This is a genomic window from Mixta sp. BE291, from assembly GCF_031457955.1.
Classification (GTDB): Bacteria; Pseudomonadota; Gammaproteobacteria; order Enterobacterales; family Enterobacteriaceae; genus Mixta.
Genome location: NZ_JAVDXN010000001.1, coordinates 298,189 through 319,808, shown reverse-complemented (window position 1 = coordinate 319,808; position 21,620 = coordinate 298,189). Strand labels below are relative to the sequence as shown.

Here is a 21,620-nt window from a genome sequence, read left to right as displayed (position 1 = left end):
CAATAAGACCAGTTAAAAGCATTACTTAAAGCACCCTAAAGAGGTTTCAAATGCCCAACTATCTGCACGCTAATACTACAGCCAGCATTTCCGAGCTGAAGAAAAATCCTATGGCTACCATTCAGGCTGGTCATGGTGAACCTGTTGTTATCCTGAACCGCAACGAACCAGCCTTCTACTGTGTACCACCGGCGATGTATGAAGCCATGATGGAAATCATGGAAGATATCGAGCTGGCGAAGATCGTGCGTGCGCGCGAAGGTGAAGCTACTATTCCGGTAGACCTGGACGACTATGCATGACATATCGGATTGAGTTCAAAGAAACGGCATTGAAAGAATGGAAGAAGCTGGACCCGACCATCCGCAGCATGTTTGTCAAGAAGCTGCAGGAAAGCCCCAGGGTAGAAAAGAACACGCTCCGCGAAATGAGCGACTGCTACAAAATCAAGCTGAGGGCCGCTGGCTACCGGCTGGTTTATAAAGTCCCCGACGGTGTGCTAGTGATAGAAGTGATAGCCGTAGGCATCCGGGAACGGAACAGTGTTTACGGCGACGCAAAGAACAGATTGAAATAAAAGAGCAGCTGATTAGCAGCAATAAAAACAAAAAAACCGCCCTTGGGCGGTTACGACATTACTTCATATTGCTTTGATTTTATTCGGTATTGTTCGTGGTGCCCGGGGCGGGACTTGAACCCGCACAGCCATACAGCCGAGGGATTTTAAATCCCTTGTGTCTACCGATTTCACCACCCGGGCAGGGTGTAAAGTGGAGGCGCGTCCCGGAGTCGAACCGAGGTGGACGGATTTGCAATCCGCTGCATGGCCACTCTGCCAACGCGCCTTAATTCCATTTGATCGTCCGAATTCGAACCATCTAATTCTTCATGGGAGCAGAATCTTTTTTCAGATGCTAACTCGTTGATTCGAGAAGTTTTTTCGCGTTCCCTCATCAGATGGACGGCATTATGGCCTAACTTACCGCGCTTGGCAACCCCCTAAACTTAAATTTTTTAAGAAGCTTTTCCATGCCAGACAAGGCTGTACGAATCATCAACGCTTTCTGTTCTGTTTTTACCCTGCTCGCTCAAAGCATCGCCAGCGTCCCCGATCTGATAGCGAACCGCTATAAGTTATAGACCGGTTTTTGCCGTAGCGACAGCCCCACGGTACATTGGCTGATGCATATAACCCTCCCCTTACCAGGGCGTAGCGCGCTTATCGATCACGCTCCAGCGCAGATACATATCGCAAGCGGTCATAAAATCGGTGTGCCACTGCCAGTAAAGGTGCAGGAAGTAGCAGGCGTTTGCTGGCAGGTAACAAATCAAGAAATAAAGGCTAAACGGCAGTTCCACGGACAGTAACGCCAGCAGCGCATTGATCGCCACAATCCACAGCATCTGCAGCGTAACGAAACCCACCAGCCGGAGAGCCAAAGGTTGCGTCTGCAGCGAGGCACAGGGAACCGCAGCGGAAAAAGAGAAATCTATTTCCTGTAAAAACATTCTGCCGAAAAACAGATACTTTTTGGACCAGCGGGCAAACAGCAAGCTGATGCTGAACACCACCCCACAAAGAATAAACATCGCCACCGTCAGCTGCGGCGACAGCCAGCCGTGCGCAAGCGAGAAATCAGGGTTATTTTTCAGCGGGCTGACCGTCAGGAGATTCAACGCGCTATTAATCAGCACAAAGCAGGCTGTATAGCGGTAAAGCGTAAGACGCGGCACTTGCTCCCGCACCCTGCTCAGCTGCCGGATATATACCACGCGCAACGCCCTGAATATTAGGTAAAGCAGTAAAGGCAACAGGCAATACAGGCCTAAAATAGCGTACCGGCTTGCCAGCAGCGCAAACCCGTAGCTGACCAGCAGCCAGCAGCCGAGCGCGGTAACCGCGCAGACCATCAGCGGACAACAGCAAAAGTCTGTGATACGAGAGAGCGGCTTAGCGCTAAAGCCGGTGAGATCAACGCCTCTGACTGCGCCTTTATACATCCAGTAGGCTTTCAGATCGTGAATAAGGTAGAACAGTACGATAGCTACAATACCGCTGAGTGCGCCCGCATCTTCCTGGTTGAGGGCATAGCCATTATTTTTCCACAACAAGCCCCACAGCACCAATAAGATAAGGTAAATCAACGGCAGTAGCCTTTTGTCCTGATAGCGGGTAAAAGCCAGATAATCGGGGATCATCATCGCCTCACTGGTCAGCCAGAATTTTTCTGCAATGCACTAACCGCTGCGGCGCAAAAGCGGGGAAATCGTTCAGCAGCGCAAGCAGCCAGGCTTTATGACTGACGTCAATCAGCAGCGGCGCGGCTTCTGCGGCTAAAAGCTGCGCAAGACTATCGCGCCATTTTACGGTGTGGGTTAAATGCAGCGCCAGGTTTTCCCGAATCGCCTCCGGCTGATCTTCCGGCTGACCGCTGACATTCATCCATACCCGATGCCGCGGCGGCGTGACCGTCATCGTCGCCAGCAAATCCCGCATCGGCTGCACCCCTTGCTGCATCAGGCGCGTATGCCACGCGCCGCTGACGCCCAGCCTGATGGTCTCGCAGCTGGCGCGACGGGCAAATACGCTTAGCGCGGCAGCGGTTCCTCCGATCACCTGCTGGCGACAGCTGTTATCACAGCTGATATCCAGCTCAGCGCCATATTCCCTAATCAGATCGCGGGTTGTCAGATAATCCAGCCCTTTTATCGCCAGCATACTGCCCGGCTGCTGTTTGCTTAGCGCATGCATCGTTGTCGCGCGAAAGTGAATCAGGGCGAACAGGTCTTCCAGCGTTATCGCCTCCGCGGCATATAGCGCACTGTACTCCCCCACGCTATGACCGCAGGAAGCGATGATATTTACGCCTTTTTCCCGCAGCAGCGTATAAAACGACAGATTGATGGCGGTCACCACCAGTTGCTGCACCGGCGTTTGCACCAGCTTGTTTAGCGGGCCTTTTAAACAGGCGCGCCGGATATCGCTACCCGCTACATCGCTGGCGCAGTCCCAAATGCTGCGGGTTTGCTGATTGCGGTTCCAGAGATCGGCACCCATGCCGATCATCGGGTTTCCCTGGCCGGCGAAAATTAACGCCACCGGCTGTTGTTGATGTTCCATATCCTGTTTCTCAGAAATAATATTTAAACCCGGAATAAAGCCCCGCCGTTTTGCCAAACAGGCCAAATTCAGTGGCGTTGCCGCCCTGCGTGCAATAGACGCCGCTGTAGATATCCGTATTGCGCTGCCGTAACGGCTGATTAACATGCAGCCCCAGCAGTGCGCTGCGATCCTGCAGATTAACCCTGGCGTACGCCTGCAGGCTGGCGCCATCGCCAATCATCAACGTGGCGTAAGGATGCATATAGTGTTTGCCCTGCAGGCGGCCCTGATTGGTAACATTGTCGATTTCCGCCGCCATTAAATATTGGTAGGCATCCCAGGCGCGATCGACGGGCGCAAAACCGCTGCGCTGATGTAAATAACGGATAAAATCCACCTGCCTGCGCCACTGATGGCGAGAATAGCCTTCGCTCTGGAAATAATATTCCACGCCAAACTGGCTGAACTTTTGCGTGCTGTACTGCCCCGACAGCGCCAGCTCGATGCCTGGCTGGTGCTGTCGCTGAAAAAGCGTCGAGGGAAAGGCGTAACGCTTTATCTGTTCAGCGCGCTGCTCAGCGAAATGACGCCACTGCTGCTTTGCGTGCCAGGCCAGTTCGACGTTAAGCGTCCACTGCGGTGCGGGATGAAAACGATCGGCAACGGCCAGCGTTGGACTATCGCCAAGTCGCAGGCTCAGCGTTGGCGTATGGTTGGGCAGACGATAATCACTATAAGAAAACAGATAGCGTTCGTGGGCGTTGGCGCGTTGCAGCGCGCGCCAGTTCCCCGAAGATTCGTAGCGCCTGTCGATACGCGCCAGCTGCGGCGCAACGGTCAGCGACCAGGCATAGCTGAGCGCCTCCTCTGATAAGCGCACGCCCCATGCGGATTCGTTATAGATCGCCTGTAGCGTGGGATGATAAATCCGCCCCGCTTTAAAGCCTGCATAGGCGTTATGCAGCAAATCCGCCGGTGACGTAAGATAAAACAATCCCGGTTGCGCGCTAAATTTACCGGCGGTAATCAGCCGCTGGTCTGATAGCGGGTAAGAAACCGTTAGCCGATGAATTATCGCTCGCGTCCGGCGCTTTTCCTTTTCAAAAGCGCCGGGCGTCCGCCAGGGATAAGAAGCCAGCCCCGCCAGCGAAACATCCACGCTCAAGCCGCTCGCGGTCAGCTCGCAGCGGTTTTCGTAGCGCATAGCCAGGTCGCTTAGCGTGTTATCTTTCCGGTAGGGATGTTGCTGCATGATTTGCCAGCGCGAGGCCTCTCTATGCGTCCCGGCCTGCTGGAGGTAAAGCTGAATATCCGCCTGCGGCAGGCAGGCCGCCGAAAGGCGAAGCGGCAACAGCAACAGCGCCAGCGCCAGCGGTCGCCAGCCGACGTTTGCCATCAGCGCCCTCCCCGCTGCAGATACGCTTTGGTGAAGTGGGAAACGGGAAGCGACTCCAGGCGAATATCGCTGTAGTCCATAACCGAATAGCCCTTCGCATGGCGAAAATCCTCTACCACAATGCGCGTTGGTCTGGCTTTGCCCAGCACCGGCTGATAACGCTGATAGCGCACGCGTTTTAGCAACTTATCATCCAGTGAATAGTAATCTGCCGCCCAGGGCCGATAGTCCCCGCCTTGTTCTACCCAATAAAGGATGCGCGGCCAGCTGGCGGCGGGCGATTTACGCTTCAGTTCCAGCTGATAACAGCGCTTTTCACCGCAGGGTGCTGCTCCGGTAAGTTGCGCATCATAGGCATATTCGAAGTTGGTCACGATGAGATCACCATTGGCGATCTGCCCCAGCAGCCTTTGCTGCGGCGATACCGGCATCGGCCGCCGCAGCTCTGGCGTATAAAACCAGAGCTGATACCAGTCCGACAGCAGCATTTTGCCTCTGTCGTGCGGCGGCCAGACAAAGCGCACCAGCGCCCGCGCATCCGCTGGCTGGCCATTTTCCGGCTTGATAAAGCGCATCGAGACATCAAGGATCTGTTGGTTAACCGGCTCAGACGCGGAGGTAAATTCCCGTATCGTGACCGTATAGCGAAAAGGCTTATTGGGTGAACGCACCTCATCCGCACGACGAATAATCTCCAGCGCCGGTGGCGAGGCCACCCCTTCTGCGCTGGCAAAAAGTAATAGCAGGGCAATCCTTGCCGATTTCATGGCTTTTCCTTTAGCTGAATTTAAACGCGTCCGCGATATTCAAACGGGAGGCGCGTATCGCCGGTAAAATGGCGGCCAGGGCGGAGGTCACTACCGGTAACAGAAAGGTCACGGCAAACAGTTCAGCGCTGTCGGTTTTGATAAAGGCGGTATAGCCGTGGGTTTGTCCGGGCGAAGGCGGCATCGCAATCCCCTGTAAATTAACCAGCCCGGCCAGCACCGATCCCACCAGCAGGCTACCCAGCCCGCCCAGCCCGCCGATAAATATCCCTTCCAGTAACAGCAGCCGGTTAATAGCAAGCGGCCGCAGGCCAATGGCGCGTAGCGTGGTGATCTCGCGGGTACGTTCAACGATATTCATGGTCATGGCATTGCCGATCATAAAAATAACCATCAGCGCCACCATCGCCCGGATAAAGAAAGAGATGCCGGAGAGCAGGCTTTCCACCTGTTGATAGAATGGCGACACCTCTTTCCAGCTGCGGATGGTCAACGGCAGGTTTTTCTCATCGATAACGCGCTGCAGCTTCGCACGAAACGCCAACACATCGGCATCGTTTTTCAACAGGATAAGCACTTTAGTGACGCCCTGCGTGCCCATGATGCGCTGGGCGGTCACCAGCGGTACTTTCATTGCCACGTCGTCATAATCTTTAATGCCGGAGGAAAATATGCCGCGCAGTTTTAACGAGAGCGCTCCCTGTCCGCCGCTGCTGTTCACCACCATTACATCCAGCCAGTCGGCATAGTGCGCGTTAAGCGTTGCGGCTAACCCGCTGCCCAGCGTCGCCTCCAGGGGTTTAATGCGCGAGAGTTCGCTCCCGGATATCTGCTTCTCAAAAGCGCCAAGTTTCAGCGCCGGTAACGGTTCAATGCCCAGCGCGGAAAAATAGCTTGCGGTTTCATTTTCATAATGTGAAATAACGCCGGTGAACTCCAGCTGACCGGACAGCGTGGCAATCGCCGACGACAGATCGGGATGGTTTTCTATTTCCGCTTTCAATGTTGGATAATCGTGAATCAGGCTCAGGTTTCTGTTTGCGGTCTGGAAATAGACGGGATTGTAGAGCTGAAGATGACCCACATTCATCCTGATGGTTTGCTGTTTCAGGATCCAGAACGCGTAATCGCTAAACCCGCCCCAGCAAAAAACCGCCACGCCGCCGATAATCATCGCCATCAGCGTCGAAATGGAACGCCGCTTGTGGCGGAAAAGATTCAACAGCGCGAAGGTGGTTAGCTGCCTGCTGCAGAGCGCGCAATAAAGCACAAAACCGCTAATAAGCGCGGCGGCGATCGCGCTGATGATAACCGCCATTTACTTTCCCTCCGCTAAAGGCAGCACGATTTGCGTGGCTTCGCTGATATCCCAGTCGGGCGTGGCATCCGGCGCTAACGCCAGCGCGGTCAAACGCGGACTTTCCTGCTTTAGCTGGTTCAGCAGCGCGTGCGCGTGCGCCTCTTGCCCACAGCTGACAAGGGCGCGATAACGCATATATTTCACCTTGCTGCGCAGCGCCTGCGGGAAGGTTTGCGCACTGTTCAAAATAAACTGCGTGTCGCTGAGCGCGATAACACAGCGTCCGGCAGACGCGGGAAGAAAGGCGTCGATACGCGCCCTTAAATAGCGCACGCGCGCATCGGTTTCATTACGCTCTGCGGCCTCATCCAGCCAAAAGAAGCCTGCACGGGCATACTCCGCAGCCCCGATCATGTCGTTTTCCTCCGCCCGCTGCGCCGCCAGCTTTAATGTGCCGTAGGCGTAGAACATCAATGAGGTGACGTTTTTCTGCTGCTGATATTCCGTAAACAATGTTTCTGTCACCCTCTGCAATTCGGCACGGTTCACGGGAAACTGATGCTGGATAATGTTTTCCACCGCTGGCGGCACGCGGTTTTTCTCCGCCTGCGCGCTGAAAAGCACCAGCAAACTCAGCGCACAGCTCAGCCTGTGGTTAAGCCTCATCGATGCGTCCATCCCTGATTGCAACCACGCGTCCGGCGCGCGCTTTTAACTGCGCCGAATGGGTTGAGATAACGAACGTGGTGCCGGTTTCCTGATTGATCTTGATAAGCAGATCGACAATCGCCTCGCCGGTTGCGGAATCAAGGTTGCCCGTCGGCTCATCCGCCACCACCAGCTTCGGCTGATGCGCCAGCGCTCTGGCGATGGCGACTCGCTGCTGCTGCCCGCCGGAAAGCTGCCCTGGTTTACGCTGCGCCAGATGCGCCAGCCCGACGCGCTGCAGATAATCCCATGCACGCGCGTTGGCCTCGTTTTTCTGATAGCGCCCGTTAAGCAGCAGCGGATAACAGACGTTGTCGAACGCGCTTAGCACCGGTATCAGGTTAAAAAACTGAAAAATAAAACCGAGGTACTGGCTGCGGATGGCGGAAAGCTGTTTCTCATGAAGCGCGTTGAGCATCTTGCCGAAAAACAGCACCGTTCCGCTGGAAGGTTGGTCGATGCCGGATAAGATATTCAGCAGCGTGCTTTTGCCGCTGCCTGACGGCCCGCACAGCGCCACAAATTCGCCGTGCGCGATCTCCAGGTTTATTGCCGTAAGCGCATCGACCTTACCCTCATTATGGCCGTAGCTTTTACTCACCGCGCTTAGCGCCAGCGCTGGCAGCTCCCTGATATGACTGGTCATTCCTGCGTCCTTACGGCTGATATCGCGTGTCGAAATAGTGATAACTGCCTGACGCGTCCGGCATTACCGTGCGCATTTCCCCGCCAGAGGCGGCGTGACGCGCCAGGTAAACCCAGCTCAGCGCTGGAGAAACACAGCCGCTGTCGCCATACTTTTCGCTCAGGCTGATGATTTCTGCGGTCGGTTGCAGCACAGGCAGCTGGGGGTGTAAACCGGCAACGGCGATCTGAGCGGTATCGCCGTATAACCTTTCCAGCGTCGGGGCGTTAGCGGGCAGAGGCATGTAGCTGCCGCATGCCACCTGAAACGGGCTCGCGCGCTGGCTAAAAATAAAGCAGCCGACGCGCTCTACGGAGATATTCATATGGATCTCCCGGCTGGCGTTGTTAACGCTCTGCGCCGTGGAAAAAGCCAGCAGCGGAATGGCGCGATACGCGGCGCAGATCACCACAAAATCAAACAGATCCCAGTTCAGATAATCCTGCGTCATGCTTATTGCCTGCATCAAAGCGTGCTGTTCTCCGCGTACTTTGCAGGTAAATCCCTTTACCGCGAACTTTTTCAACAGGCTTTTGGGCAGGCTATCCAACATGGTGACATGCAGGGCGCTGGTGATGTTTTCAAATAATCCCGACTCGCCCCAGGCATCGACATAAATCAAAGCGGTACGCGATTTCAGCAGTCGCATGCGCTCTTTCGTCGCCAGCTGCATCAGCGCCTGGTCGGCGGCCTGCTCTACCGCCTCAAGATAGGGCAGATAGTCTGGCTTGCGGATCATCTCCCGCGCATAAAGCTGGCTGTCGCAGCCGAAACGTTTAAAAAGCCAGCCCTGAGCCTGCGTGGCTTTTATCGCCAGGTTATAGAGGTGCGATTCCCAGACGTTTAACCAGCTGGGATGGTAGAGGTAAAACGTCTCCCGCGGCTCCATCAGCGCGAAAGCAGATAAATAGCAGTTATTCATCTTCGCCCTCCCGCCGCACCGCGTCAGACAGCAACACAGCGATAATCGCCCCGTCCACGCTGACGCCGGTTTTCAGCAGATGCGGTTTATCATGCGTGACCGTTTCCTCGCCGGTCAGCAGGTAGGGCGCCAACGCGTTTATAATGGCGTCATTGGCCCGTGCCGGAATCAGCTCGCGCTGGGTTAAGGCGTGGTGAGCGATAATAAGATCCACCAGGCCAGAACTGGTGGCGGTATAGCCAATCTGCCCTTTATAAGCCAGCAGCGGCAGCGGAACGTCCGCTAATAACTGAACGAGCGCCTGCGCCTCAGCCTTATCACTGCTTTGCGCGCCGTTGCCGTGGGGTATAATTGCGCAGAGATCGGCCAGCCCCACGCCGGTTTGCAGCAGCGCTTTTTTCATCAGCCTGAACAGGCTGGCGGTTAACCAGGCGCTGTCATGGCGTCGGTTTGCGCCGATCTGCTCGTATAGCGACCGCAGCCGGATGCCGCCCCTGAGCTGGCGGGCAGCACGATGTCGGCGGCTTTCCAGCAGCATGACGCATAGCCCTTCGGCAGCCAGCACGCTGTTGCTGCGTTCGCCAAAAGGCTGCACCTCTTCGCTCGCCAGCATCGACTGGCTTTCCAGAAACCAGAGATCCTGCGTTTTGATCTCGGCGCAGCCGATCACCATGATCAGATCGACACCCCCCTTTTCAATCGCCTGGCTGCCAATATGCAGCGCCGCCAGCGCCGAATTGCTGGCGCAGTTGAGATTGGGCGGCAGATGCCGCAAGCCATAGCGTTGCGCCAGCTGATGCGCCAGGCGATCCTGCGACATATTTGCCGCATGCAGCTGCTTTACCGCGGGCGTCAGCTTGATATCTTCGATATCGTTGCGGTCGTAGAACGATTTATACGCTTTGGCATCCACCCTTGGTCCCTGCCCCGTCAGATAAACCCGCACCTTTTCTCCGCTCAGGCAGCGCTGATCCAGCCGCGCCTGTTCGAGCGCGTGGTCAATCAGCGCCAGCAAGCGCGCAAACAGGCTCTGTTGGTCAGAAGGCAGCGGCGCATAGCGCCAGTTCCGTTTAAATCCGCCTTTGATGGCATCGCTGTCAGAGTTAAACCATGCGCGGGTCGCTACCTGCTTGCCCTGTCGCAGATTGGCAATCAGCTCATGATGGCTGCTGGCGAACGGCAAGCAGAGGCTGTAACCCGCAATCATCGCTGCGTTATCCACGCCGTTGCCCCTTGATCACCAACGCGTAATAGTTTCCGGCTTCGTTTGCGCCCAGCAACAGCAGGTGCGTGAGCGACAGCGCCTGCGGTTGCCGAACAAAATTCAGCCGCCGATCGCAAAACTGCTGCGTATAGGGAATGGCCGGCACCCGCTGCTGCCTGAAACAGTCGATCAGTACCGCCAGGTTCAGCAGCCCGGCGCAGGAGGCGACAAAGCCAAAGAAGGCGTTATAGTTCACCACCGGCACCTGCGGCTTTTCCTGCCGGAAGGTTTGCCAGATGGCCTCAACTTCTGTCGCTGCACTTTGCTGGCTGCCATTGCTGCTGCCGCAGACCAGATCGATATCTTTGGCGGTCAGCCCGGCATCCGCCAGCGCCCTGCCGATCGCCAGCGTCATCGCCTGCGTTTTCTCGTTTACTTGCCCTGGAGTAAAGTAACTGTTGCTGCACGCCTTGCCGTAACCCACGATCTCCGCCAGCACCGTCGCGCCTCTGGCAACGGCGGTTTCAGGCGCTTCCAGCAGCAGCATGCAGGCCCCTTCGCCGGGTATAAAACCCTGCGGCGTCTTCGCGTAGATCTGATAATCCTGCGCATCCGCCGTGAGCTGTAGTTTCTGCGTGAGAGCATCCATATACAGCGCCATTGAGGGGAAATGCTCATCCGCGCCGCCAACAATCACCTGTGATTGCAGCTGCTGACGAATGATTTCATAGCCATAGGTCAGCGCGCCCAGCGCCGCGTTTTCGCCGGTTGCCAGCGTGGTGGTGTAGCCTTTAATACCTTCAGAGATGCCGCAAAAAGTGGCAATCGCATTCATTAACGAGCCAGGAAACTCGGAGGTGCGCACCTTGCGTGGATTGGGCTGTAGACTTTGCAGATATTTCCCAGTGGTTTCCTGCGGGCCGCGCGCCATGCCCATGATCAAACCGATCTCATCGCCATCTTTGCTGATTTTACGTTTGCCGCTGGTTAACGCCGCACAGAGCGCAATCAAGGCAAATGTGCCGCCGCGCGTCGCCTTGCGCCGATCGTAACGGCGCAGATGCCGACGCGGGTCCAGCCCGCCGATCTGGAAGGTGTTAAAGTTCGGGTTATGCTCCGGCAAATGCGCAGCATCGTCTGGCAGGCTGGCACCCAGCACGGTTTCAAACTGACGAGTGGCGCGCAGCACAGCCAGCAGCTCGCCCACTTCCGCCAGCGTATCCTGATGAAACGCCACCGGTTGCAGCGTAACCGGCCGCTCAGATGACCAGATCGCCTCCAGCATGTCATTGATGGTGTGCCCAAGCGCCGTGACCGCGCCGACGCCGGATATCGCCACGCGCTGTTCCTGATAGGCGCTAACCGGCACCGATGCGGGTTGGGTACTCAGCACCAGGCTGCAATTATTGCCGCCAAAGGCATAATTGTTTTTCACGAAAACGTTGACCGCTTTTTGGCGGAAGTCATTGGCGACATAATCGAGATCGCAGTTAGCGCGAGGCGTGGCGAAATTCAGCGTTGGCAGAATGCGCTGTTCCGGTAAGGTCACCAGACAGGCGATAAGCTCCACCACCCCCGCCGCGCCAATGGTATGGCCGAAAAAGGACTTGGTGGAACTCACCGGCAGGCTGGCGCGCTGCGGGAACACCCTTTTCATCGCCAGCGTCTCAGTGCGATCGTTAGCTTCAGTGCCGGTACCGTGCAGATTGACATAATCTACCTGCTCCGGCGCCACACCGGCATTGTGCAGCGCTTTTATCATGACCTGCACCGCACCGTTCGCCCGCGGATCCGGCCCGGTTTCATGCCAGGCATCGCATGAGGTGGCGTACGACAGAATTTCTCCGTAGAGCGTTGCGCCACGATCAACGGCATGCTGATACTCCTCCAGTACCAGCGCGCCCGCGCCTTCGCCGATAGACATGCCTGGCGTGCCGGAGAAAGGCGTGCAGGACTCGGCATGCATCACATTCAGCGCGTAAAAACCGGCGAAGGTAGGCAAATAGATCGGTTCGGTCCCGGCGGCCAGCATAATCGGGCTTTTGCCGTTCTGGATATAATCAAAGGCCATGCCGATGGCATTGGGGCTGGCGGTGCAGGCGGTGGCGACCAGTTCGACGCCGCCTTTCAGCCCCAACAGGCTGGAAACGCTGGAACAGCAGGAGGAGAAGCCGCCGGAGAAGATCGCTTTCGCCAGCGAAAAGTCATGCATGCGCCGCTCAAAAAGCGGTAGAAAGGCTTCGGTTCCGGCGGAAGAGACGCCGATAATCAGCCCGGCCTGGTCAAGCAGCGCCTGCTGCTGCTCCAGTCCCGCCTGCTTTAGCGCATCGCGGCCAACCTTCCAGGCCCAGAGGGCGGCATTATCGAGCGAGGCAATCACCTCATCAGCAAGCCCATCGACCTCGCAACAGCGGATTTCCGCTGCACGCGCCTGGTCAAACCAACGGGAAAAGCGCTGGCTGTCAGCAACCGCGCAGCGTTTACTGAACAGCGCCTGGCGAAAGTCGGCGATATTATCCGCCAGCGGCGACAGAATCCCCATTCCGGTAATAACGACTCTTTTTCTGTTTTTCATCATGCTCCCTGCCGACGACCTCGCGATAAGCGTTAGTGAACAGGTATCAGAGCCGCGCCGGGCTGGTTGACTACCTGGATTCAATTTTTTGCCCTTATCCTTTTATTCCGCGCAGCGCGGTTTCGTGCCATCAATAAAGCTGTGTTCCGTTGGGCTGACCCGCATGCTGAGGTTATAGAGGAAAGGCAGATTGTGCGTCATGGCAGCCACCTCGCCCGCGGCGGTTTGCAACGTGAAGCCCTTGATATCCGCCCAGGCCCATTCGGCGTCGATCATTGCCAGTGCAATAGATGATCCGCGTGCGGGCGAATACGCGCTATTGATCACCTGGCCCACCGCCTGCTTATCTACCAGCAGCCGATCGTCCACACGAATCTCTGCGCTTGCGTCCAGCGGAAGAACGCCGATAAGCTTACGCGCCGCGCCGTTATGCGCGATCGCCTCTATCGCCGCTTTGCCAACAAAGTGCTCCTTGCCGTATTCAACGGCCCATTGCAGCTGCAGTTCGACGGGATGGAGCAGATCGCCCTGGTAGCGCAGCGCATCCCAGCAAGGGTTTTCAACCCTTACGGTTTGCTGATAAGCCAGGCCGCCCGCTTTCAGCTGGAATTTTTCCCCCACCGCCAGCAGCCTTAACCACAGTTGCGTCAGCGCCGCTTGCTCGCCCACTATTAAATAGGCATATTCGCCATGTTTACCGCAGCGGAGAACCATCAGCGCTTCGGCGGCCTGCATAAATTCGTGATAGGGCAAGCCGATAACATCAAAGCCGTAAATTTCCGCCAGTATTTCCCACGCGTAAGGCCCTTCCAGCAGTATCGCTCCCCAGCCCGCGTCATCCAGCACGCTAATTTCTGGCGTCTCCTGAATATCCAGCTCATCGGCCTTGTTTAAGGCCGACTGCAAACAGGCGACCATTTCCGTGGCGGTGATATTTTCTGATAACAGGTAATAGCCTGCTTCTGCGCAAAGGATATAAACATCACCGCGCACGGCGCCCTTTTCATTCAGCACCAGAGAGTAAAGCGCCTGCTCATCACGCAAGGTAGCGACATCGGCCGAAACGCAATAATTCACCAGCGCCCAGGCATCTTCACCCGTTACGCGGACCAGCGACATATGGGAATAATCCACTAACAGCGCGTTTTCTCTTACCGCGCGGTATTCAATAGCCGGTTCGTAATAAGCGGCAGGCAGCGTTTTATTATTATAACGGCCCATTTTTGCCCGGTGAGCCATATGCACATCGTGAAGCACGTTCATTGTCTGTTTTCCGCTAATGGTTGGGATTGGTCGGCACGTTTTTTCGCAATAATAAAAGAGGCCATATTATTAATGGTGCGCATCCAGGCGGGATCGTCACCTTCGCTCACCTTAATATTAAAAACGTTATCCAGCAGCACCAGAATTTCGGTGGCATCTACCGAATCAAGCTTCAGACCATTACCAAACAGCGGGCTATCATCATCAATCTGGCCGGGCTGGCGTTGAATATTCAAACGCTGAATCAGCTCTGTTTTCAGCGTCAACAGAATGGCTTTGCGCTCTGCTATATCCTCTTGCATCGTACCCATGATAAAACTCCCTGTTCTATTTTACTTCCCGGTAATTAATAATCGTTCCGTTACCGATCGTTTTTTTGCCAACGCGCGCACAAACGGAATAATGTTTAAACCCTTTACGATCTGAAAAAATAAGCTGGCTGGTTACCTCGATAGTATCTCCAGGCCAGGCGATACCTTTAAACTTAAGGTTCTGCGCAGCCAAAAAACCCTGAACCTGAGCGCGGCGCGTGCGAATAATATCGCGCAGGTTTTCATCATCTATTTTACTGCAAATATCACGCAGCGATTGCAAGTCAATATCGTAACGTGCGCGATAGATATCGCATACGTCAGTTAAAAAAGAGAAATACTCGCTTGCCTGACCGAAAATTTCAGCAATCATTGCGCCCGGCATAATCGGGTTATCGGGGAAATGCCCCAGCATATAAGATTCATTGTAAGTAACATGTTTAATAACGTCGATTCTGCCTTTTTCACCATATTGATAGTGATTAATCCGATCAACCATCAATAGGGGCTGCCGCCAGCCGCCCATTTCCAGGAAAACCTGCGGCGGAATAAAATGTTTACGCATACATCACCGCATTACCAGGCCGCCATCAATAACCAGGGTTTGCCCCACAATGTAACTTGATGCGGAGGAGCTTAAATAAACAATCGTATTGGCCACTTCTTCACAGCGCCCCAGACGTTTTAGCGGAATCGTTTGGGTTACCTCCCTGACGACGGTGCGCGAGACTTTTTTAACCATTCTTGATTCAATCATCCCCGGCGCTACCGCATTGACCCGCACGCCCCCTGATGCCAGTTCCGCAGCCAGCGTGCGGGTAAAACCCAGCATGCCGCTTTTGGCAGCGCTGTAGTTGATCTGCCCGACGCTGGGAACAATCGCCGCAAGGGAAGCCACATTCACGATCGCGGGCGCTTCGGCGGCCCTGAGCAGCATCAGTGTCTCTTTGGTCAGCCTGAACGCCGTTAACAAATTGGTTTCTATCACGCTACTGAACGCGGCGACACTCATCGCGGCGAACAAACTATCCTTTACGATACCGGCGTTATTCACCAGCACATCAAGCTTACCTGCCGTTGTGGTCAAATAAGCTGAGAGCTGCTTGACCGCTTCGGCATTGGCTAAATCGCACTGGATAATATCAAGCCGTTCACCCTGCGGATGACGCTGTTTTAATTCTGCCAGCGCGTCGCCGTGTAAATGATAAAGGGCATAAACCCGGCATTGTTGCTGCAAAAACTGCCTGCAAACCGCCAGCCCAATATCTCCGCTGGCTCCGCTAACCAACACGCTTTTATTGTTGAGATCGTTATACAGATACATAGTCACGCTCTGTGAGATTAATTATGGGTAACCACAGCAACCACGGCAATAGCATATGTTCGACAATGGGAAATGGTTAATGAAATTTTCGCACTGCCTTTTTTAGTTAAAACCTTTTTCGCTTCGCCATGCAATAGAATATGCGGGCAGCCATATTCATCATGGATGATTTCAATATCATGGAAACGGATTCCGTGACGAAAGCCGCTCCCCAGTGCTTTTACCATTGACTCTTTAGCGGCCCAAAAACCCGCTGCCCGTTCATGATCGGGATTATCGGCATTGATTTTAATGATTTCCCCCGGCGTAAATACGCGCTGCAGAAAGTCCATTTTCCACTCTGATAGCGCTCGTTCGATTCTTGCGACTTCAACGATATCAGTGCCAACAAAAAGCGTTATTCCTGTTTGCGTCATATTGTCATAGTTGATAGTAGAGATTAAAACTCATGGTGGCTTTATTGGCTGTTATTTTATCGGGATAAAGCAGCGGAACAGAGAGCGACAGATCATAGCCCAGCGATTTAAATTTTCCTTTAAAGCCGGTTGCCGCCCCAATTAATCTTTTTGTCTTCTCGCGCCGCTGCGCAGAGCGTGACATAGCTACTTCGCCGTAGTCGATACCGCAATAATATTCCGCATCAGCTAAGCCAGTGTTGACAGAAAAAGTATTTTGCAGATAAAACCCTTTATCGCCATAAAACCCGGCGCTGTTTTCAAAACCGCGTACGCTCCAGCGATGACCAATAAATAATTGATCCTGTAATACTAAGGCCGCTGGCGCATATTGCATACCCAGATTAAGATCATAAAGCGCCTGCATGGAACGATAGTTTAGCCGCTTAAGGTAGTTAATATTGAGGTTAAACAGTTCGCTGCCTGAGCTGACGTCGCCCTGCGCCATATCAGGCGATAAGTGCCCGCCAAACCAGCGGGTAAAACGTTGATAGCCAAGGGTGCTGTTTAACATCGCGGCAGGGTAATTTTGCTTATAGTTAATGCCCAGGTGGATATTGCTCATATCGCGTTTTTGTAATGCCAGCCTGATATCCCCCAGCCGATAATCAGATTTTCTTCGTAATGCCTCAATAAACATGGTCACTTTTTTGTCTCTGTCACGATAAAGCGTTCTGGACGTTTTAATGCTGGCGTAGTGATTGTGCCCATTATAATTAAGATTAGGTACATCAACCGTTATTGACTGCCGGGACAGACTATAGCTGTAAAAAAACTCATGTTCCCAGTAGCCCAGCGGAAAAGAGTACCAGGCGCTGATGCTGTGATAACCGCCTGATGCACTGCGACTGCCGGAGAGATAAAAAATATCGTTGATATGCGCCATGTTATAAGCATAGCCTGACAGCCCGGTCAGCATTTGCCCGGTGCTTTTATCACCCCAGTTATTAACCGAGGCGCGAATATTCCAGCGCTGTTGCCGAACGGTATAAATTACGATACGGCTATACCCCTCTCGCTTTCCCGGCTCGATGTTGATTTTAACGTCCACGCCCGGCACGCGTTGTAAATTCTCCAGCCCCTGCTCAATATGCCTGACGTTAAGAATATCACCTTGACTAAACGGTAAAATAACGTTGGCAACGCTATTCTGTTCAATAACGATCTCATCGATTTTTCCAGGGACAACATTCAATATCAATAAATTAGAGGATAAGTCCTGCTGCGGGATTTCAATACGCGTGGTGATGTATCCCGCACGTATAAACCTGTCCTGCAGGCTTTGCGCCAGCCTGGAGATCCCCTGTCTGCCCAGGCAGCGCCCCGCTATATTTTTTCTGATTTTCTTTATCGCGCTATCCTTAAGGAAATTATGGTTTAACATTACGCGCTTGATTCTGAAGCAAGGTGATTCGTCAGGAATGTTAATTTCACTGCTCTTTGTGGTCGCAAGGGAGGAATAGATATCTTTTTTCTTTATCTGGTTTTGCTGCCGAATGACATTATCATTGTGCTGTTGTTCCTTTATCAGCTGATTAACCTTGCTTTCTGCTACAGCGGGAAGGTGGTAAAACGTGCACAGCCCCAGGACGATAATTATTTTTTTCATTAATTAACTCAACGGATAAAAGCGACAGGAAACCTGACGCTTTTATAAAATGACTTATTTACAGTCCAATAACCGCACCGCTATTCTTTACCTCATCCGCTTTTAAATCCAGGCCAGTCGCGCCACCCAGGTAAGCGTTGCCTCCACTGTTAAATATTTTTTTCGCACTTACTTTAGCCGTTGCTGAAGTCAACATGTAATGATAATTATAGATGTTTCTGACGGCACTAATCGTTAGCTGACCATTACTTACCATGTTGCCTTCATTCAATAAATCACCTTTAACATCAACGGTGGCTGATGATGTTCCTCGCATATTACTGCCCCAACTATTTTTCAAATCGGCACCAGAATTAATTATCAGTTGGTTATCTGAGGCGATATCTTTATAATTAAATATGCTGTTTTTGGCGATAATTTTTAAAGCACTTGCGGCGCTAACGGCGTTGCGATTAGAAAAAACACCCTCAATTGCAATGGTGTTATTGCCATTGCTATTTATCCAGCCATAGTTAGTGAAGGTGCTGCCTACGTTAAGCGTTAAATCTTTATCGGCGGAGATAATGCCAGTGGCGTTATTATGAATTAAATCGCCTGAGCTACGGTTTGACAGCGCAGCACTATTAATCGTTGCGCTTCCTTTGCTGTTTATTACCGCATAATTGTTATTGATATCATGAGCATCAAGCGATAAAAGCCCTGAGCCAGCGGCAATTCTGCCGTAAGAATTATTGATATAGTTTTTTGCCTTAATGGTTAACTTACCAAACTCAGAAACAAGACGGCTGTTATTATTATTCACCTGACCCGCGTTAAGGGTAAGGCTTTCCCGACCAACCATCCCGCCCTTTTGATTTGGCATCGCGAAGTAACCGCCATAGGTATCAGCAAACTCCTGCGCATTGCTGTTATTGACCAGGTTGGCGGCGGTGATGCTTAAATTTTTATTGGCTACCAGCAACGCAGCGCTGTTATCGACCGCCGATTTAGCATGGATCGTCACATCCTGGCCGTTAATTAACCCGCCTTTATTATTAACGCGCCACGCCTGGAGTTCGATGTTACCTTCGTCAGAATTAAGGATACCAATGCTATTGGTAAACTCATCGGTGACATCGATACGGATATCGCCAGTAGTGCTTATACCTGCCTGGCCATTTAACATCGATTTCGCTTTAACATACAGATTTTTCTCGCCGGTCAGTTTACCCTGAAAGTTATCGACCCCAGACGTAGTGGTTATCGAAATATCGCCTTTCGCGGCAATTTGACCAGTGCGATTATTCAGCGAGGCGGTTTTGATCTGAATCCCTCCTGCACCGGCAATGATGCCCTGCGAGTCCTGACTGAAGGTATCCGCCGTGCGCGTGCTGCCATTGTTCACGCTGCCCCTGACGGCATCAAGGTGCACATGTCCAACAGTAGAGCGTATCAGTCCCTGGCGGTTTTCTATATTTCCGTTACTGCTGATATCCATATCGCCTGTGGCTTCGATAGTGCCATTGGTATTATTCACGCGGTTGGTCGCTACGCCGACATAACCGCCTTTTATCAAGCCGCTGAGGTTATCCAGCATTCCCGCCTGCAGCATGACGACGCCCGCATGCATCCCCACCGCGTCGCCTTTGCCTTTATTTGTCAGGAGCTTATTGTGAGTATTGACGCCCAGAGTGCCCCCAGCCGATATTTTACCGTTAATGTTGTTAAAAGTGCCGCTATCAATATAGACATCCTTTCTCGCTGCGATATTTCCCAAATCGTTATTATTGATCTCTTTTTTATTGGTATTGATATGAATAGCGTTTTCGCTGTTTATTTTACCGGTGAGGTTATCCAGATTTCCCTGCGTTTTAATGCTGATTAATCCGGCCGATTTTATTTGCCCACGGTTATTAACAAGTTTACCGTTACTGTCGATTTGTATATCGGCTGTGCCAGCGATGATCCCACTATTGCGTACGCCTACGCCTTTTTCACTGCTTATCAGGCTAATCTTGTTAGCATACATTCCGCCGATGGCCGCGACGTCGATACCATAATTACTGCGATTTCCGGCAGCTTTTACCGTGCCGCCAGGCTTGCCGTTAATATCAACATAGTTATTGCCTGCCACCATCGATAGCTCTTCCGCATAGACTTTGCCTTTAACCGTGATGGATCGCGCCAGAACTTCGGTTGGCGAGCTGTTTTGCAACTGTGTAAGCGTAACGCTACCGCCGTTAACGTGATATCCTTTCAGTATTCCGTTCTGCATATCGGGTTTACCGGCAGTAACGGTGACTTTTTCTGCATTAATAAAGCCACAGCCCTGGCAGCTGATACCATTTGGATTGGCAATAATTAGATGCGCTTTGCTTCCGGCGACCTCCATCAAGCCCTGTAACGCGCTCTGATTTTTTGAGGTAACTTCGTTAAGGATCACTTTCGCCGCGCCTGAAGTCAGATTACTGTTCCCTTTTATTTGACCTGCCAACTGGGTATTAATCGCATTCTGACTATTGTTAAATATCATTCCTTTTTTATCTACGTTAAATTTATCGTAGATATTATGCGAAATACCGTGATCGTTCGCTTTTTTAATATCGATAATCGTTACCTCATTGATTACTGAAACGCGGGTGTTTTTTTCAGCAATGGCAGAGGATACATTGGCGAAAGACAACAGAATAAATGCCGCAATCGGATGATATTTAGTGCAAGTGCGCTTGCTTATGGCGTTGTTCATATTTTACCTGTTATAACGATCATTGTTGTTTATGTCGAAAAGCGTTAAAGCAAGCACTAAACAGCGGATGTCCGCTGTTTTATTATGCTTTTGCCTTTTTCGACGGCAAATTTGCTAACAATAAATTTGCGCTGCAATATTTCCATTTGCTAACGGTAAGTCTTACGGGCGCGCTGAACCGATGCCCGCTGTAGCGCCAATGTTTTTCTAACGTTATATTTAACGAGGCGCCAGTCATTAATTAACCCGGTACGCGGCAATATATGTGGTTACGGCGTAGCCTTAATGATGTTTGCAAGATACGCTTTTAAGCTGGCTGGGGTAAATCGTAAATCATAGTAAAAAACACGGATACATAACTTAAGCAAAGAGCTGCGTGCAGTTGCCCCATGACCGGGAAATAAAAGCGGGAGGGATTTCGGAAACGCAAAAAGGGCCTTACGGCCCTTTTCGGAGAGTTACAGCCAGGATAACCTTCTGCAACGTAGAATTTGGAGCGGGAAACGAGACTCGAACTCGCGACCCCGACCTTGGCAAGGTCGTGCTCTACCAACTGAGCTATTCCCGCAAACATCAGCCAACAACCCGCTGATTTTTTTCATCTTCCGGTCTATACCCGTCCGATGCATTGCATTCTACTTTGCTGTACCGATGAGTCAACCAGATTATCCGCACGCGCTATTCGTTTGCTGCTTTTTACACCATCTCGATCAGTGTTCAAGCAGATCGCCGCGCGCCGCGCTTAAATACTGAAACATCGACCAGAAAGTCAGCACCGCAGCGATATAGAGCGCCACAACGCCAACGGCGGAAACCAGCTGATTGGGATGCCATAACAGCGCCACCAGCGCCAGCATCTGCGCCGTGGTTTTAACCTTACCAATCCAGGAAACCGCAACGCTGCTGCGCTTGCCAATTTCCGCCATCCACTCGCGCAGCGCAGAGATAATAATTTCACGCGCAATCATCGTCGCGGCAGGCAAGGTGATCCACCAGGCATGAAACTGTTCCGCCACCAGCACCAGCGCCATGGCCACCATCACCTTATCGGCAACCGGATCAAGGAAGGCGCCAAAGCGCGTTGATTGTTTCCAGCGACGTGCGAGGAAACCATCAAACCAGTCAGTAATCGCCGCGATCACAAAGATAATGGCGCAAAGCATCGGCCCCCAGTGAAATGGCAGATAGAATGCCAGCACAAAAAAAGGGATTAGCACAACACGAAACAGGGTGAGCAACGTCGGTATATTCAATTGCATAAGGTACGCTAACT

Annotated in this window: 20 protein-coding genes and 3 tRNA genes; 2 read left to right on the top strand and 21 right to left on the bottom strand. The window is 52.7% G+C overall.

Translation table 11 applies throughout. The features are described from left to right. Positions 1-50: 50 nt before the first annotated feature. Positions 51-302: a type II toxin-antitoxin system Phd/YefM family antitoxin gene (locus tag J2X14_RS01415; RefSeq protein WP_352409438.1), complete on the top strand. Its 252-nt coding sequence runs from the start codon at positions 51-53 to the stop codon at positions 300-302. Then, the gene (locus J2X14_RS01410) at positions 299-577 is read left to right on the top strand and encodes a type II toxin-antitoxin system RelE family toxin (RefSeq protein ID WP_352409437.1); all 279 of its coding nucleotides are present in this window, start codon (positions 299-301) and stop codon (positions 575-577) included. Before J2X14_RS01415 ends, J2X14_RS01410 begins: the two co-directional genes overlap by 4 nt. Before the next feature lie 96 nt (positions 578-673). Here J2X14_RS01410 and J2X14_RS01405 read toward each other — a convergent pair. The 21 genes from J2X14_RS01405 to pgsA form a co-directional block, all read right to left on the bottom strand. Next, positions 674-760, bottom strand: a tRNA-Leu gene (locus J2X14_RS01405). A gap of 11 nt (positions 761-771) precedes the next feature. Then, positions 772-845: transfer RNA gene (locus J2X14_RS01400), tRNA-Cys, on the bottom strand. Between the two features lie 355 nt (positions 846-1,200). Next, on the bottom strand, positions 1,201-2,202 hold the full coding sequence (locus J2X14_RS01395) for a YcdU family protein (protein ID WP_352409436.1): 1,002 nt from the start codon (positions 2,200-2,202) through the stop codon (positions 1,201-1,203). Positions 2,203-2,206: 4 nt separating this feature from the next. Next, positions 2,207-3,121 (bottom strand): ACP S-malonyltransferase, encoded by a 915-nt coding sequence (locus J2X14_RS01390; protein ID WP_352409435.1) that lies wholly within the window; start codon positions 3,119-3,121, stop codon positions 2,207-2,209. A 10-nt stretch (positions 3,122-3,131) separates the two neighbouring features. Beyond that, entirely contained in the window at positions 3,132-4,499 is a 1,368-nt protein-coding gene (locus J2X14_RS01385) for a hypothetical protein (protein WP_352409434.1), read from the bottom strand. Then, entirely contained in the window at positions 4,499-5,266 is a 768-nt protein-coding gene (locus J2X14_RS01380) for an outer membrane lipoprotein-sorting protein (RefSeq protein WP_352409433.1), read from the bottom strand. The genes J2X14_RS01385 and J2X14_RS01380 overlap by 1 nt, the downstream gene beginning before the upstream one ends. Positions 5,267-5,276: 10 nt before the next feature. Next, a complete protein-coding gene (locus tag J2X14_RS01375; RefSeq protein WP_352409432.1) occupies positions 5,277-6,584 on the bottom strand; it encodes an ABC transporter permease in 1,308 nt (435 codons plus the stop codon). After that, positions 6,585-7,232 (bottom strand): hypothetical protein, encoded by a 648-nt coding sequence (locus J2X14_RS01370; RefSeq protein WP_352409431.1) that lies wholly within the window; start codon positions 7,230-7,232, stop codon positions 6,585-6,587. It lies immediately after the preceding gene. Next, positions 7,222-7,920: an ABC transporter ATP-binding protein gene (locus J2X14_RS01365; RefSeq protein ID WP_352409430.1), complete on the bottom strand. Its 699-nt coding sequence runs from the start codon at positions 7,918-7,920 to the stop codon at positions 7,222-7,224. Before J2X14_RS01365 ends, J2X14_RS01370 begins: the two co-directional genes overlap by 11 nt. Before the next feature lie 10 nt (positions 7,921-7,930). Further along, positions 7,931-8,881: an ATP-binding protein gene (locus J2X14_RS01360; protein ID WP_352409429.1), complete on the bottom strand. Its 951-nt coding sequence runs from the start codon at positions 8,879-8,881 to the stop codon at positions 7,931-7,933. Next, the gene (locus J2X14_RS01355; protein WP_352409428.1) at positions 8,874-10,103 is read right to left on the bottom strand and encodes a beta-ketoacyl synthase N-terminal-like domain-containing protein; all 1,230 of its coding nucleotides are present in this window, start codon (positions 10,101-10,103) and stop codon (positions 8,874-8,876) included. Before J2X14_RS01355 ends, J2X14_RS01360 begins: the two co-directional genes overlap by 8 nt. Beyond that, on the bottom strand, positions 10,096-12,663 hold the full coding sequence (locus J2X14_RS01350) for a beta-ketoacyl synthase N-terminal-like domain-containing protein (RefSeq protein WP_352409427.1): 2,568 nt from the start codon (positions 12,661-12,663) through the stop codon (positions 10,096-10,098). The genes J2X14_RS01355 and J2X14_RS01350 overlap by 8 nt, the downstream gene beginning before the upstream one ends. Positions 12,664-12,762: 99 nt before the next feature. Then, entirely contained in the window at positions 12,763-13,923 is a 1,161-nt protein-coding gene (locus J2X14_RS01345) for an aminomethyl transferase family protein (RefSeq protein WP_352409426.1), read from the bottom strand. After that, complete coding sequence (locus J2X14_RS01340; protein ID WP_352409425.1) at positions 13,920-14,234, bottom strand: acyl carrier protein; 315 nt, start codon at positions 14,232-14,234, stop codon at positions 13,920-13,922. Before J2X14_RS01340 ends, J2X14_RS01345 begins: the two co-directional genes overlap by 4 nt. Before the next feature lie 16 nt (positions 14,235-14,250). Further along, entirely contained in the window at positions 14,251-14,799 is a 549-nt protein-coding gene (locus tag J2X14_RS01335) for a hotdog family protein (RefSeq protein ID WP_352409424.1), read from the bottom strand. Positions 14,800-14,802: 3 nt separating this feature from the next. Beyond that, on the bottom strand, positions 14,803-15,558 hold the full coding sequence (locus tag J2X14_RS01330; RefSeq protein ID WP_352409423.1) for an SDR family oxidoreductase: 756 nt from the start codon (positions 15,556-15,558) through the stop codon (positions 14,803-14,805). Positions 15,559-15,575: 17 nt separating this feature from the next. Then, complete coding sequence (gene acpS / locus J2X14_RS01325) at positions 15,576-15,974, bottom strand: holo-ACP synthase (protein WP_352409422.1); 399 nt, start codon at positions 15,972-15,974, stop codon at positions 15,576-15,578. A 4-nt stretch (positions 15,975-15,978) separates the two neighbouring features. After that, positions 15,979-17,622, bottom strand: coding sequence for a ShlB/FhaC/HecB family hemolysin secretion/activation protein (locus J2X14_RS01320; RefSeq protein ID WP_352409421.1), 1,644 nt, complete (start codon positions 17,620-17,622; stop codon positions 15,979-15,981). Between the two features lie 58 nt (positions 17,623-17,680). Beyond that, complete coding sequence (locus J2X14_RS01315; protein ID WP_352409420.1) at positions 17,681-20,347, bottom strand: two-partner secretion domain-containing protein; 2,667 nt, start codon at positions 20,345-20,347, stop codon at positions 17,681-17,683. 492 nt (positions 20,348-20,839) lie between these two features. Continuing rightward, a tRNA-Gly gene (locus J2X14_RS01310) sits at positions 20,840-20,915 on the bottom strand. Positions 20,916-21,057: 142 nt separating this feature from the next. Next, on the bottom strand, positions 21,058-21,606 hold the full coding sequence (pgsA, locus tag J2X14_RS01305; protein ID WP_352409419.1) for a CDP-diacylglycerol--glycerol-3-phosphate 3-phosphatidyltransferase: 549 nt from the start codon (positions 21,604-21,606) through the stop codon (positions 21,058-21,060). Positions 21,607-21,620: the final 14 nt, after the last annotated feature.

Coding starts and splice junctions, on each gene's coding strand:
- J2X14_RS01415 (WP_352409438.1), top strand. CDS start 51: ATGCCCAACTATCTGCACGCTAATACTACAGCCAGCATTTCCGAGCTG.
- J2X14_RS01385 (WP_352409434.1), bottom strand. CDS start 4,499: ATGGCAAACGTCGGCTGGCGACCGCTGGCGCTGGCGCTGTTGCTGTTG.
- J2X14_RS01395 (WP_352409436.1), bottom strand. CDS start 2,202: ATGATGATCCCCGATTATCTGGCTTTTACCCGCTATCAGGACAAAAGG.
- J2X14_RS01340 (WP_352409425.1), bottom strand. CDS start 14,234: ATGGGTACGATGCAAGAGGATATAGCAGAGCGCAAAGCCATTCTGTTG.
- pgsA (WP_352409419.1), bottom strand. CDS start 21,606: ATGCAATTGAATATACCGACGTTGCTCACCCTGTTTCGTGTTGTGCTA.
- J2X14_RS01375 (WP_352409432.1), bottom strand. CDS start 6,584: ATGGCGGTTATCATCAGCGCGATCGCCGCCGCGCTTATTAGCGGTTTT.
- J2X14_RS01365 (WP_352409430.1), bottom strand. CDS start 7,920: ATGACCAGTCATATCAGGGAGCTGCCAGCGCTGGCGCTAAGCGCGGTG.
- J2X14_RS01330 (WP_352409423.1), bottom strand. CDS start 15,558: ATGTATCTGTATAACGATCTCAACAATAAAAGCGTGTTGGTTAGCGGA.
- J2X14_RS01315 (WP_352409420.1), bottom strand. CDS start 20,347: ATGAACAACGCCATAAGCAAGCGCACTTGCACTAAATATCATCCGATT.
- J2X14_RS01410 (WP_352409437.1), top strand. CDS start 299: ATGACATATCGGATTGAGTTCAAAGAAACGGCATTGAAAGAATGGAAG.
- J2X14_RS01370 (WP_352409431.1), bottom strand. CDS start 7,232: ATGAGGCTTAACCACAGGCTGAGCTGTGCGCTGAGTTTGCTGGTGCTT.
- J2X14_RS01380 (WP_352409433.1), bottom strand. CDS start 5,266: ATGAAATCGGCAAGGATTGCCCTGCTATTACTTTTTGCCAGCGCAGAA.
- J2X14_RS01320 (WP_352409421.1), bottom strand. CDS start 17,622: ATGAAAAAAATAATTATCGTCCTGGGGCTGTGCACGTTTTACCACCTT.
- J2X14_RS01350 (WP_352409427.1), bottom strand. CDS start 12,663: ATGATGAAAAACAGAAAAAGAGTCGTTATTACCGGAATGGGGATTCTG.
- J2X14_RS01360 (WP_352409429.1), bottom strand. CDS start 8,881: ATGAATAACTGCTATTTATCTGCTTTCGCGCTGATGGAGCCGCGGGAG.
- J2X14_RS01390 (WP_352409435.1), bottom strand. CDS start 3,121: ATGGAACATCAACAACAGCCGGTGGCGTTAATTTTCGCCGGCCAGGGA.
- acpS (WP_352409422.1), bottom strand. CDS start 15,974: ATGACGCAAACAGGAATAACGCTTTTTGTTGGCACTGATATCGTTGAA.
- J2X14_RS01345 (WP_352409426.1), bottom strand. CDS start 13,923: ATGAACGTGCTTCACGATGTGCATATGGCTCACCGGGCAAAAATGGGC.
- J2X14_RS01335 (WP_352409424.1), bottom strand. CDS start 14,799: ATGCGTAAACATTTTATTCCGCCGCAGGTTTTCCTGGAAATGGGCGGC.